Source organism: Pseudomonas sp. ADAK13 (assembly GCF_012935715.1).
Lineage (GTDB): Bacteria > Pseudomonadota > Gammaproteobacteria > Pseudomonadales > Pseudomonadaceae > Aquipseudomonas.
Genome location: NZ_CP052860.1, coordinates 7,066,683 through 7,079,688, shown reverse-complemented (window position 1 = coordinate 7,079,688; position 13,006 = coordinate 7,066,683). Strand labels below are relative to the sequence as shown.

The window sequence follows — 13,006 nt, the reverse complement described above, 5'->3', positions numbered from 1 at the left end:
ATTTACATGCGGAACACGCCGAAGCGGCTCGGCTCGATGGGGGCGTTCAGTGCGGCGGACAAGGCCAGGGCCAGCACGTCGCGGGTCTGCAACGGGTCGATGACGCCGTCGTCCCACAACCGTGCGCTGGAGTAGTAGGGGTGGCCCTGGGTTTCGTACTGGTCGAGGATCGGCTGTTTGATCGCGGCTTCCTCTTCGCTGCTGAAACCCTGGCCTGCGCGCTCGGCCTGTTCGCGCTTGACCTGCACCAGCACGCCGGCGGCCTGTTCGGCACCCATCACGCCGATGCGTGCGTTGGGCCACATCCACAAGAAGCGCGGGTCGTAGGCGCGGCCGCACATGCCGTAGTTACCGGCGCCGAAGCTGCCACCGATGATCACGGTGAACTTCGGCACCTTGGCACAGGCCACGGCCGTCACCAGCTTGGCGCCGTGCTTGGCGATACCGCCGGCCTCGTATTTCTGGCCGACCATAAAGCCGGTGATGTTTTGCAGGAACAGCAGCGGAATCCCGCGCTGGCAGGCCAGCTCGATAAAGTGCGCGCCTTTCTGCGCGGCTTCGGCGAAGAGGATGCCGTTGTTGGCCAGGATCGCAATCGGGTAGCCGTGCAGGTGCGCAAAGCCGCACACCAGCGTAGTGCCGAACAGCGCCTTGAACTCATCGAACACCGAACCGTCCACCAGCCGCGCGATGACTTCGCGCACATCGAACGGTTGCTTGGCGTCGGCCGGGATCACGCCGTACAGCTCTTCGCTGCCGTATAACGGCGCCACCGGCGTGCGCTGTTGAAGTTGGCCCAGTTTGCGCCAATTGAGGTTGGCCACACTGCGGCGGGCCAGGGCCAGGGCGTGCTCATCGCTGTCGGCGTAGTGGTCGGCCACCCCGGAGATCTTGCAGTGCACATCGGCACCGCCCAGGTCTTCGGCACTCACCACTTCGCCGGTCGCCGCCTTCACCAGCGGCGGGCCGGCGAGGAAGATGGTGGCTTGCTGGCGGACCATGATCGCTTCGTCCGCCATCGCCGGCACGTAGGCGCCACCGGCGGTGCAGGAACCCATCACCACCGCGATTTGCGGAATGCCCTGGGCACTCATGTTGGCCTGGTTGAAGAAGATCCGCCCGAAGTGCTCGCGGTCCGGGAACACTTCATCCTGGCGCGGCAGGTTGGCGCCGCCGGAGTCCACCAGGTAGATGCACGGCAGGCGGTTCTGCTCGGCGATGGTCTGGGCGCGCAGGTGTTTCTTGACGGTCAGCGGGTAGTACGAGCCGCCTTTCACCGTGGCGTCGTTGGCGACGATCATGCATTCGACGCCCTCCACACGGCCGATCCCGGCAATCACGCCGGCCGCGGGCACGTCTTCGCCATACACCTGATACGCCGCCAGTTGGCTGAGTTCCAGAAACGGCGAGCCCGGGTCGAGCAAACGATTGATCCGCTCCCGCGGCAACAGCTTGCCCCGGGACGTGTGGCGTTCCTGGGCCTTGGCGCCGCCGCCTTGCTGCACCTGGGCGAGCAGGCTGTGCAGGGCGTCGACCTGTTGGAGCATCGCCGCACTGTTGGCGGCGAATTCCGTCGAGCGCGGGTTGAGCTGGGTGTGCAGGGTTGCCATGGGGCGCGCTCCGTTCAGCGGGTTTCGTTAAACAGTTCGCGACCGATCAACATGCGCCGGATCTCACTGGTACCCGCACCGATTTCATACAGCTTGGCGTCACGCAGCAGACGACCCGCCGGGAATTCATTGATATAGCCATTGCCGCCGAGAATCTGGATCGCGTCGAGGGCCATCTGGGTGGCGCGCTCGGCGCTGTAGAGGATCACCCCGGCGGCGTCCTTGCGCGTGGTTTCGCCGCGCTCGCAGGCCTGGGCCACCGCATACAGGTAGGCACGGCTGGCGTTGAGTTGGGTGTACATGTCGGCGACCTTGCCCTGGATCAACTGGAACTCGCCGATGCTCTGGCCGAACTGTTTGCGGTCGTGGATGTAGGGCACGATCAGGTCCATGCAGGCCTGCATGATCCCGGTGGGGCCGCCGGACAGCACCACGCGTTCGTAATCGAGGCCGCTCATCAGCACCTTCACGCCGCCATTCAGCACGCCGAGGATGTTTTCTTCCGGCACTTCGACGTCATCGAAGAACAGCTCGCAGGTGTTGGAGCCGCGCATGCCGAGCTTGTCGAACTTGTTGCTGCGGCTGAAGCCCTTGGAATCACGCTCGACGATAAACGCGGTGATGCCGTGGGCAGCCTTTTCCAGGTCGGTCTTGGCGTAGATCACGTAGGTGTTGGCGTCGGGGCCGTTGGTGATCCAGGTCTTGCTGCCGTTGAGCACGTACACACTGCCGCGTTTATCGGCGCGCAGCTTCATCGAGACTACGTCGGAGCCGGCATTCGGCTCGCTCATGGCCAGGGCGCCGATGTGTTCGCCGCTGATCAGCTTGGGCAGGTACTTGAGTTTTTGTTCGTGGGTGCCGTTGCGGTTGATCTGGTTGACGCAGAGGTTGGAGTGCGCGCCGTAGGACAACGCCACCGAAGCCGAACCCCGACTGATCTCTTCCATGGCCACCACGTGGGCCAGGTAGCCCAGGCCGGCGCCGCCGTATTCTTCCGGCACGGTGATGCCCAGCAGGCCCATGTCGCCGAACTTGCGCCACATGTCGGCGGGGAACAGGTTGTCGATGTCGATCTGCGCAGCGCGCGGCGCCAGTTCCTTGGCCACGAAGGACTGCACCTGGTCACGCAGCATGTCGATGGTTTCACCGAGGGCGAAGTTCAGGGAGGGGTAACTCATGGACGGGCACCTTTTAACGTTGTTTTTGTGTGGCCGATGCGCCGGGGAGGGCGATCACCTTTACGTTAACGTAAGCTTGCGTTGCAGGACTGTCAATCGTAGTTTACGTTTACGTCAACCTACAAAAAAGACAACAGGGGTCGTTATGGATCAGACGAATCAGAGTTACAGCCGTGGCAGGCAGGACAAGACCTTGCTGGCCATGACCATTGGCCAAGCCTTCGATAACACGGTTGCGCAGTACCCTGACGGCGAAGCGCTGGTGGTACGCCATCAACCGCGTCGCTACACCTGGCGGCAACTGGCAGAGACGGTTGATTTGCATGCGCGTGCGTTCCTGGCCATGGGCATGCAAACCGGCGACCGCCTGGGCATCTGGGCTCCCAACTGCGCGGAGTGGTGCATCAGCCAAATTGCCAGCGCCAAGCTCGGCGTGATTCTGGTCAATATCAACCCGGCGTATCGCAGCAGTGAGCTGGAGTACGTCCTCAAGCAATCCGGTTGCCAGTGGCTGGTGTGCGCCGGGTCATTCAAGACCTCCGATTACCACGGCATGTTGCAGGAACTGAAACCCGACCTGCGCGGCATCATCAGCCTCGATGCCAACCCGCCCCCGGGGTTCACGCCCTGGTCTCAATTGGCGGCGCTCGGCGCAGGCGTCGCGCCCGAGCAACTGCACACCCGCCAGGCCAGCCTGCACTTCGATCAACCCGTCAACATCCAGTACACCTCCGGCACCACCGGCTTCCCCAAGGGGGCCACCCTCAGTCACCACAACATCCTCAATAACGGCTATATGGTCGGCGAAAGCCTCGGCCTGACGGCGCAAGACCGCCTGGTGATTCCGGTGCCGCTGTATCACTGCTTCGGCATGGTGATGGGCAACCTGGGCTGCATCACCCACGGCACGACCATGATCTACCCGAATGACGGCTTCGACCCGCTGCTGACCCTGACCGCCGTCGCCGAAGAACAGGCCACCGGGCTCTACGGCGTGCCCACCATGTTTATTGCCATGCTCGATCACCCGCGCCGCGGCGAATTCGACCTGTCGCGCCTGCGCACCGGGATCATGGCGGGCGCCACCTGCCCGATCGAGGTGATGCGCCGGGTCATCAGCGAGATGCACATGAGCGAGGTACAGATTGCCTACGGCATGACCGAAACCAGCCCGGTGTCATTACAGACCGGGCCGGATGACGACCTGGAGCGGCGGGTGACCACCGTTGGGCGTACCCAGCCGCAACTGGAAAGCAAGATTATCGATGAGGCAGGCAACACTGTGGCCCGGGGCCAGATAGGCGAGCTGTGCACCCGTGGCTACAGCGTGATGCTTGGTTACTGGAACAATCCTGAGGCCACCCGCGGGGCCATTGATGAGGCGGGCTGGATGCACACCGGCGACCTGGCGACCATGGATGAGCACGGTTACGTGTGCATCGCCGGGCGCAACAAGGACATGATCATTCGCGGCGGCGAGAACGTGTACCCGCGGGAGCTGGAGGAGTTTTTCTTTACCCACCCGGCGGTGGCGGATGTGCAGGTGATCGGCATTCCCGATGAGCGCTATGGCGAGGCGATCGTCGCGTGGATCAAGTTCCACCCCGGGCATGTCGCCAACGAGCTTGAGCTGCAGACATGGTGCAAGGGGCGGATTGCGCACTTCAAGATGCCGAAGCATTTCAAATTTGTGGATGAGTTTCCGATGACGGTGACGGGGAAGATTCAGAAGTTTCGGATGCGGGAGATTATGATTGAGGAGTTGGGGGAGGGGGGGGATTGATGGTGTACATATCCGTTGCTGCGGTAACGGCTACTTAGGGTTCCGCTCTTACAGCGGGTCACTTTGCAAAAGCGGCAAAGTAACCAAAACGCTCTGCCCCGCCTGTCGGCACCTCGCCCAGGCTCGGTGTTCCCTCACTCCGGCATTGCTCCGCGGGCCGCCGCGACGGGGCGTCCCTGCCCCGTCGCGGCTAAACCGGCGTCCTGCCGGTTTACCCGCTCCTCAATCCCTGCGTTCGGCCTCGGGCTTATTGGGGCAGTCAGAGCCAGATCAAAATCAAAAGCAAGAGCACAGCGGCCTACAGGCCGGCTTGAGTGGTAGAAGCCAGATCAAAAGCCACAGCAAAAGCCAAAGCGAAAACCAAATCTGAAACGGATGCAGCTCTGCTTTTCTGTGGGAGCTGGCTTGCCTGCGATGCAGACACCTCGTTTTTTCAGATGCACTGAGGCGATGCCATCGCAGGCAAGCCAGCTCCCACATTTGACCGTGGCCGCTGTAGATTTTGATCTTGATGTTGCCTTTGCTTCACACCACTCAAGCCGGCCTGTAGGCCGCTGTGTTCTTGATCTGCTGTTGATCTTGATCTTAGGCGCCCCGTTAAACCACGCTGGCCGAACGCAGGTAGTACGGAGCGGGTAAACCGGCAGGACGCCGGTTTAGCCGCGACGGGGCAGGGACGCCCCGTCGCGGCGGCCCGCGGAGTAATGCCGGAGTGAGGGCACACCGAGCCTAGGCGAGGTGCCGAGTGGTGGGGCAAGAGCCTTTTGGTTACTTTTGGGCTCTTTTCAAAAGTGACCCGCTGTAAGAGCGGAACCCGTACCAGCCGTTACCCAAAAAACGGATATACACGCAAATCACCTTCCACGAGAAAGCACAAAGGGGACCCGAGGGTCCCCTTTAATTTGTCGTTGCGTGCTCTTTTTTTATTATTGAGGGGCGGTCTGTTGTTGTTTTTGGCAACCGTGGCCCTTTACCGCTGTTTTTGGCGACCCCCATCCGGGGTCAAGAGCAAACGTATTTTTTTGAACGCTGATCTGCTTCTTCGCACGCGATCCAACCAGAGGGTAGCTACCTTGAGGTAGTTTTTTGTTCTTCTCTATCCGGTTGCGGGTTTCGGCTAGCCGTACCCTGCAAAGCACATCTTCTCCAAAAAAATCTGTTAGCTGCGTCTCTGCCGTGTTGTTTTTGTTATGTCAGAGTCGTTACGTCTTATTTTTATTAGGTTTGGTGCTTTTTATTCTTGTTATGCAATGGAGATAGCAGGAGCCGTGCCAACTTTATAAAGTCCTTTAAAATCAATGGTTTGATTTTTTGGTGGGAAATTTCTTTCAGGAAATGCGACAAAATATGTTCCCGTGTTACCCGATGTGTAGCCGCGAGGTAACACATCGTCACGGGCGCGGTACTCAGGTGGCGTTACGGGCTTTGGCCACGCGTGAACCGGTGGGGCGGCCCAATACCGTACAGATCTGCTGGCCCGCCAGAATCAGCTTGTCCATGTCGATACCCGTCTCGATGCCCAGGCCATTGAGCAGGTACAACACATCTTCAGTGGCGACGTTACCGCTGGCACCCTTGGCATAGGGGCAGCCGCCGAGGCCCGCGATAGAGCTGTCGAATACCTGGATACCTTCCTCAAGGCTGGCGTAGATATTGGCGATGGCCTGGCCATAGGTGTCGTGAAAATGCCCGGCCAGCTTGTCCCGTGGCACCTGCGCGCCGACCACCTCGAACATCCGCCGGGTGGCGCCCGCCGTACCGGTGCCGATGGTGTCGCCCAGGGACACTTCATAGCAGCCCATCGCAAACAGCTCCCGGGCTACCGCCGCCACTTGCTCCGGCGCGACCTGGCCTTCGTACGGGCACCCCAACACGCACGACACATAACCCCGCACGCTCACGCCATGCTGCCGGGCCGCGTCCATGATCGGCGCGAAGCGCTCCAGGCTTTCGCTGATGGAACAATTGATGTTGCGTTGGGAGAACGCCTCGGACGCTGCCGCAAACACCGCGACTTCCTTCACACCGGCGGCCAGGGCATCTTCAAAGCCCCGCAGGTTTGGCGCCAGCGCACCGTAGGTCACCCCGGGCTTGCGCTGGATCTGCGCAAACACCTCGGCGGACCCGGCCATTTGCGGCACCCACTTGGGCGACACAAAACTGCCGACTTCGATGTAGCCCAGGCCGGCGGCGCTCAGGGCGTCCACCAATTGCACCTTGTCGGCGACGCTGATGGGTTGCGCTTCATTCTGCAGGCCGTCGCGGGGGCCGACTTCCACCAGGCGCACATGAGAGGGGAGGGACATGGCAGCTACCTTTTATGAATGGCCAACCTGGCTCTGAATGGTCTGTTCCAGCGCCTGGGTGCAACGCTCTTCGGCGGTGTCCAGTTCCAGTTTCATCTGTTCGATGTCCAGCAACTGTTGCTCCAGCTGTTCGCGACGCTCGGCGATTTTCGCCAGCATGCTGTGCAGCTGTTTCTGATTGCCGCTGGTGGGGTCGTAGAGTTCGATCAGCTCCCGGCACTCGGCCAGGGAGAACCCGATGCGTTTGCCCCGCAGGATGAGCTTCAGGCTGACCTTGTCACGCGGCGAATAAATACGCTCCTGGCCCCGGCGTTCCGGGGACAGCAGGCCTTGTTCTTCATAGAAGCGAATGGCGCGGGTGGTGATATCGAGCTCGCGGGCGAGGTCGGAGATGCTGTAGGTCGTGCTCATGGGGGCGCTCAAGGAGTGTCTTGAGCGTTAAGCTAAAGGTTGCTTGACGTTAACGTCAAGCAACACATCACGCCTGCTGCTTATCCAGCTTCTTCTCATGAGCCGTCACCTGCTGGCACAACTCGATCATTTGCTCGCGCATCCAGCGGTTGGCGGGGTCTTGGTCGGTGCTTTCGTGCCAGTACAAATGGGTTTCCACCATCGGCACATCGTTCACCGGCAGGTTGAACCAGTGCAGTTCATGGCGCCGGGCAAAGCGCTCCGGCACGGTCATGACCATGTCGGTCTGCTGCAGCACTTGCGAGGCCATCAAATAATGTTGGGAGCGCAGGGCGATCTTGCGTTGCAGGCCCATCTTGCCCAACGCCAGGTCCACGTGGCCCAGGCCATTGCGCCGGCTGGAGATATGAATGTGCGTCAGGGACAAGTAGTCATCGAGGGTGAGCTTTTCCTTGCCCGCCATCGGATGGCCCTTGCGCATGGCACACACGTAGCGGTCTTCCATCAGCTTGACGTGGCGCACTTGCGGGTCGGTGTTGAGCGGCGCATCCACGGCAAAATCCAGGCGACCGGCGGCCAGTTCCTTGGTGGTTTCCCGGCGTTTGGACAGGAAGCTCTCGATCACCACCGTCGGCGCCAGGCGGCGCAGGCGCTGGAACAGCGGCGGCAGAATCACCGCTTCGGTAAGGTCGGTCATGCTGATGCGGTAGGTCTTGGCGGCCTGCTGCGGGTTGAAAATCCGGCTTTCCTGCACCGACACCCGCAGCAGCGACAGCGCATTGCGCACCGGGCCGATGATGTTCTGGGCCATGGGGGTGGGCACCATGCCCTGGGCAGTGCGCACGAACAGCGGGTCGTTGAACGTCTCCCGCAGGCGTGCCAGAGCGTTCGACACCGCTGGCTGGGTAATCCCGACAATCTGCCCGGCGCGGGTCAGGTTGGCTTCGGTGTAGATCGCGTCAAAGACGATGAAAAGGTTGAGGTCGACCTTGCTCAGATTCATTTCGCTGCGCTCTTATTGTTAGGTGTCCATACGCCGATCATATATCGGTGATGAATGTTAATACACGCCGAGAATAGGTTAGGTAAATTATCAGCGCTGATCTAGCATCAATTTCATGACCTAAACAACCTTCCAAAAAGGGAGCTGCTCATGGATTTCGCCTATTCGCCCAAGGTTCAGGAACTGCGTGAACGCGTCACCGCCTTCATGGACGCTTACGTCTACCCGGCCGAGCCGGTGTTTGAACGCCAGGTCAGCGAAGGAGATCGCTGGCAGCCCACCGCAATCATGGAAGAGTTGAAAGCCAAGGCTAAAGCCGAAGGCCTGTGGAACCTGTTCCTGCCGGAGTCCGAGCTGGGTGCCGGCCTGACCAACCTCGAATACGCCCCCCTGGCCGAAATCATGGGCCGCTCCTTGCTGGGGCCGGAGCCGTTCAACTGCTCCGCACCCGACACCGGCAACATGGAAGTGCTGGTGCGCTACGCCAACGAAGAGCAGAAACAACGCTGGCTCGAACCGTTGCTGCGGGGCGAGATTCGTTCGGCGTTCGCCATGACCGAGCCGGACGTGGCTTCTTCCGATGCCACCAACATGGCTGCCCGTGCGGTACGTGACGGCGACGAGTGGGTGATCAACGGCAAAAAATGGTGGACCTCCGGCGCCTGCGACCCGCGCTGCAAGATCCTGATCTTCATGGGCCTGAGCAACCCGGATGCACCGCGCCACCAACAGCACTCAATGATTCTGGTACCGGTGGATGCGCCCGGTGTGAAGATCGTGCGCCCGCTGCCGGTGTTCGGCTACGACGACGCGCCCCACGGCCACGCCGAAGTGCTGTTTGAGAACGTCCGTGTGCCGTACGAAAACGTGCTGCTGGGCGAGGGCCGGGGCTTTGAAATTGCCCAGGGCCGCCTTGGCCCGGGCCGTATCCACCACTGCATGCGCTCCATCGGCATGGCCGAGCGTGCCCTGGAGCTGATGTGCAAGCGCTCTGTCAGCCGTACCGCCTTCGGCAAGCCGTTGGCCCGTCTTGGAGGCAACATCGACAAGATCGCCGACTCGCGGATGGAAATCGACATGGCGCGCCTGCTGACCCTGAAGGCCGCCTACATGATGGACACCGTGGGCAACAAGGTCGCGAAAAGCGAAATCGCGCAGATCAAGGTGGTGGCGCCGAACGTGGCGTTGAAGGTGATCGACCGGGCGATCCAGATCCACGGCGGGGCGGGTGTTTCCAACGACTTCCCGCTGGCCTACATGTACGCCATGCAGCGCACCCTGCGCCTGGCCGACGGCCCGGACGAAGTGCACCGGGCAGCGATCGGCAAGTTCGAGATCGGCAAGTATGTACCGCGGGAGATGATGCGCAGCGGGCAGTAAAACCGAGGCTCGCAGTGTTTTTGCGGCAGAGGCGCTTTTGTGGCGAGGGGGCTTGTCCCCCGTTGGGCTGCGCAGCAGCCCCCAAACCTGCCGCCACACTCTGCCTGAAAGAATGCGGGTGGACTTATGGGGCTGCTGCGCAGCCCAACGGGGGACAAGCCCCCTCGCCACAGAAACCTTCTGTTACTTCAGCATCTCAGTAAACCCAAACCTCCACCCGCCGGTTCTTGATCCGCCCCTCATCCGCCGTATTCGCCGCCACCGGCATCTCGGCGCCAAAGCCGCGGATATCCCTCAGCACCACGCCACTTTTAACCAACTCCCTGCGCACCGCCATCGCCCGCAGTTTCGACAGCAGCGCCGCTCGCTGCGCATCATTTTTGGCATCCCCAAACCCCACCAGCGTTACCTGCTTGTCCAGCTTGCGGTGGCTCTTTATATAAGCCACCACACGCGTCAAGTCTTGGCGCGCCTTGTTGTCGAGGCTGGCGCTGCCTTCCTCAAACCGGAAGTTCACGGTCAGCCGTTGTGCCTGCCGGGCAATCCCCTGGTAATCCTCGGGCATCGGCGCGCGCGGCTCCACGGTCATGGCCTGCACCTGCTGTGCGATAAACCCGTTGGCGGCGACGATCGCCTGGCCCTTGCTGCTTTGCGCAAAGTCCACCAACGCCTTGGCCCACGGATTCTGCGCAACCGGCGGCAGATAGAAAAACAACCGGCGTGACAACGGGTAATCCTCGGTGGCAATCAGGCTGTTCAACGGCAGCATGGGCTGCGAGTCACCGTCGACAATGGCCACTGCCTTGGCCTGGCGCACGTAGGGCAGCCCGATAAAGCCGATGCCCTGGGGATCGTGGCTGACCGCATCCGACAACTGCTCACTGGACTCGAACCGTTTGGCGCTGGCCTCCAGGGATTTGCCGCGACGGCTGAGCACCAACTCCTTGAACGTATCGTAGGTGCCGGATTGATCATCCCGCGCGTACACCTGAATCTTGCCGCCGATACCGCCCAGTTGTTCCCAGGTCGAGACGTCGCCGCTGAAAATCTGCGCCAGTTGCTCAGTGTTCAATGTATTCAGCGGGTTGCGCGGGTTGAGGATGATCGCCAGGCCATCAATCGCGATGACTTGTTCGGCGTCCGGGCTTTTCAGGTCGCCCAGGGGCTCCAGCTCCACCAACTCACTGTCTTTTATCGGCCGGGACGACGCCGCGAGGTCGGCGTTGGCTTTTTTCAGTGCGGCGAACCCGGTGCTGGAACCATGGGCGGCCACTTCTATCGTCACCTGTTGGCCCTGGCGAGTCTTGCCGACGATCTGCTGTTCGTTGGCTTGGTCAGACGGCTCGCTGTGCACGCCTTGCAAACCTTGTTGCTCCATCAGTCCCTTGACCAGCGCCGGGCCCAGTGCCGCGCCGATGGTGTTGGAACCCTGGATACGCAAGGCCGGGCCGTGATCGGGGAAGGGCAGCGGGGTGGAAAAGGCGGTGAGGGGGAATGCGCTGAGCAGGGCCAGCAGGGATAGAACGCGCAGCATCATGCCGGCACCTTCTCAAGCCAAAGGGAGTGCCGCGAGATTAAGTCAGGCAGGTTGCATAAATATGACGAGGGCCGGTTACCCGGCCCTCTGTGCCAGATCAGCTCAGTTCCAGCCAGATCGGCGCATGATCGGAGGGTTTTTCCATACCGCGCAGGTCGTAGTCCACACCGGCGTCCTTCACCCGCGGCAACAGGCCTTGGGAGGCCATGATCACGTCGATCCGCAGCCCGCGCTTGGGCTCGTCTTCAAAACCGCGGCTGCGGTAATCGAACCAGCTGAAGCGGTCGGCGACGTCCGGGTTGAGGTGACGGAAGCTGTCCACCAGGCCCCAGTTCTTCAGGCGGGCCATCCACTCGCGCTCTTCCGGCAGGAAGCTGCACTTGCCGGTTTTAAGCCAACGCTTGGCATTGTCGGCACCGATGCCGATGTCGCAGTCTTCCGGGGAAATATTCACATCGCCCATCACCACCACGGCCTGGTCATTGCTGAACTGCGACTCCAGCAAGGTTTGCAGGTCTTCGTAGAAACGTTGCTTGGCCGGGAACTTGGTAGGGTGGTCGCGGCTTTCGCCCTGTGGGAAATAGCCGTTCATGATGGTAATCGGGTTGCCGTTGGCATCGGCGAAGGTGCCCCAGATAAACCGGCGCTGGGCGTCTTCTTCGTCACTGGCAAAGCCTTTATGCAGCGCCAGCGGTTCCTGGCGCGAGAGCAGGGCAACACCATAGTGGCCTTTCTGCCCGTGGTAATACACGTGATAGCCCAGGGCCTTGATCTCATCCAGCGGGAACTGGTCGTCGTGGACCTTGGTTTCCTGCAGGCCGATCACGTCCGGCTGGTGTTTCTCGATCAGTGCCGCCAGCTGATGAGGGCGGGCGCGCAGCCCGTTGATATTGAAAGAGACGATTTTCATGGTCGGCAGTCCAGTCTGGCAAAAGGGCGATGCTAGCCGACAAGTCGGACGGGGGCCAGCGTGGCGGTAGGAGTTGGGCACTGCTAAGGTCTGAAAGGAGGGAACGAGTCGGTTGCTGTGGGCTCGTACTAACAAGAGCGCAACCTTTTTGAGTCAGCGCCCAGGGGAGATTCACTGTTATGCCTGACACCTCGACTGCCATCGCCCAGATTCACATGCTCGACAGCGGCTATTCCCGCGAAGCCCGTTCCCTGCTGTACCAGGCCTATCGCCATGAGCCGACGTTCGCCTACATCTTTGAAGCCGAACGTCCCGGCTACGAACAGCGGGTGCGCGCCACGGTGCGTGAGCTGGTCAAGCAGCACTTCTTCCAGAACCTGCCGGCTATTGGCCTGCTGGTCAACGACCGGTTGATCGGCATCGCCCTGATCGCGCCGCCCACGCGACGCCTGGGCATTACCGAAAGCTGGGCCTGGCAATTGCGCATGTGGCTGAGCACCGGGGTGCGTGGCACCCGGCGCTACCTGGAATATCACCAGGCCGTGTTGGCGTGCCTGCCCTCGGACTCGGTGCATGTGCTGCCGCTGCTGGGGATTCACCCGCAATTCCAGGGCAAACACTACGGCGAGCAATTGCTCGAAGCGGTTCACAACTGGTGCGCCGAAGACCCGCATTCTTCCGGTGTGGTGTTGGATACGGGGAATTCTCGCTACCTGGAGTTCTATAAACGCCAGGGCTATGAAGAGATCGGCGAGGTGGCTGTAGGACCTGTCCTGGAGCACGTTTTCTTTCACGCAAATCCGCAGGTGTTACAGGCTGCAACGGTTTAAGACAGAATTATTCAGACAAATCCGGGTTCTAACCCGCTCCCAAGCTCGTGTAGCATCC

At 61.1% G+C, this 13,006-nt stretch carries 10 protein-coding genes; 3 read left to right on the top strand and 7 right to left on the bottom strand.

Going from position 1 to position 13,006, the window contains the following annotated elements; genetic code table 11:
- Positions 1-2: 2 nt before the first annotated feature.
- Both HKK54_RS32620 and HKK54_RS32615 read right to left on the bottom strand, forming a co-directional pair.
- Positions 3-1,610 carry a carboxyl transferase domain-containing protein gene (locus tag HKK54_RS32620; protein WP_169389134.1) on the bottom strand — a complete coding sequence of 536 codons (1,608 nt, stop codon included), beginning with the start codon at positions 1,608-1,610 and terminating at the stop codon, positions 3-5.
- A 14-nt stretch (positions 1,611-1,624) separates the two neighbouring features.
- A complete protein-coding gene (locus HKK54_RS32615; RefSeq protein WP_169389133.1) occupies positions 1,625-2,788 on the bottom strand; it encodes an isovaleryl-CoA dehydrogenase in 1,164 nt (387 codons plus the stop codon).
- Between the two features lie 145 nt (positions 2,789-2,933).
- Here HKK54_RS32615 and HKK54_RS32610 point away from each other — a divergent pair, with 145 nt between their 5' ends.
- On the top strand, positions 2,934-4,571 hold the full coding sequence (locus HKK54_RS32610; protein WP_010166939.1) for an AMP-binding protein: 1,638 nt from the start codon (positions 2,934-2,936) through the stop codon (positions 4,569-4,571).
- 1,406 nt (positions 4,572-5,977) lie between these two features.
- Here the strand turns inward: HKK54_RS32610 and HKK54_RS32605 are convergent.
- The 3 genes from HKK54_RS32605 to HKK54_RS32595 all read right to left on the bottom strand — a co-directional run bounded on the left by HKK54_RS32605 (position 5,978) and on the right by HKK54_RS32595 (position 8,291).
- The gene (locus tag HKK54_RS32605) at positions 5,978-6,877 is read right to left on the bottom strand and encodes a hydroxymethylglutaryl-CoA lyase (protein WP_169389132.1); all 900 of its coding nucleotides are present in this window, start codon (positions 6,875-6,877) and stop codon (positions 5,978-5,980) included.
- A gap of 12 nt (positions 6,878-6,889) precedes the next feature.
- Positions 6,890-7,288 carry a MerR family transcriptional regulator gene (locus HKK54_RS32600; protein ID WP_010166953.1) on the bottom strand — a complete coding sequence of 133 codons (399 nt, stop codon included), beginning with the start codon at positions 7,286-7,288 and terminating at the stop codon, positions 6,890-6,892.
- 67 nt (positions 7,289-7,355) lie between these two features.
- The gene (locus tag HKK54_RS32595) at positions 7,356-8,291 is read right to left on the bottom strand and encodes a LysR family transcriptional regulator (RefSeq protein WP_010166954.1); all 936 of its coding nucleotides are present in this window, start codon (positions 8,289-8,291) and stop codon (positions 7,356-7,358) included.
- A 150-nt stretch (positions 8,292-8,441) separates the two neighbouring features.
- Between HKK54_RS32595 and HKK54_RS32590 the strand changes: the two genes are divergently transcribed.
- Entirely contained in the window at positions 8,442-9,671 is a 1,230-nt protein-coding gene (locus tag HKK54_RS32590) for an acyl-CoA dehydrogenase (RefSeq protein WP_169389131.1), read from the top strand.
- Between the two features lie 196 nt (positions 9,672-9,867).
- Here the strand turns inward: HKK54_RS32590 and HKK54_RS32585 are convergent, their stop codons facing one another.
- Positions 9,868-11,208: a substrate-binding domain-containing protein gene (locus HKK54_RS32585; protein ID WP_029615765.1), complete on the bottom strand. Its 1,341-nt coding sequence runs from the start codon at positions 11,206-11,208 to the stop codon at positions 9,868-9,870.
- Positions 11,209-11,305: 97 nt separating this feature from the next.
- Entirely contained in the window at positions 11,306-12,118 is an 813-nt protein-coding gene (gene xthA / locus HKK54_RS32580) for an exodeoxyribonuclease III (protein ID WP_010166961.1), read from the bottom strand.
- Between the two features lie 179 nt (positions 12,119-12,297).
- Between xthA and HKK54_RS32575 the strand changes: the two genes are divergently transcribed.
- On the top strand, positions 12,298-12,948 hold the full coding sequence (locus tag HKK54_RS32575) for a GNAT family N-acetyltransferase (RefSeq protein WP_010166963.1): 651 nt from the start codon (positions 12,298-12,300) through the stop codon (positions 12,946-12,948).
- Positions 12,949-13,006 lie beyond the last annotated feature (58 nt).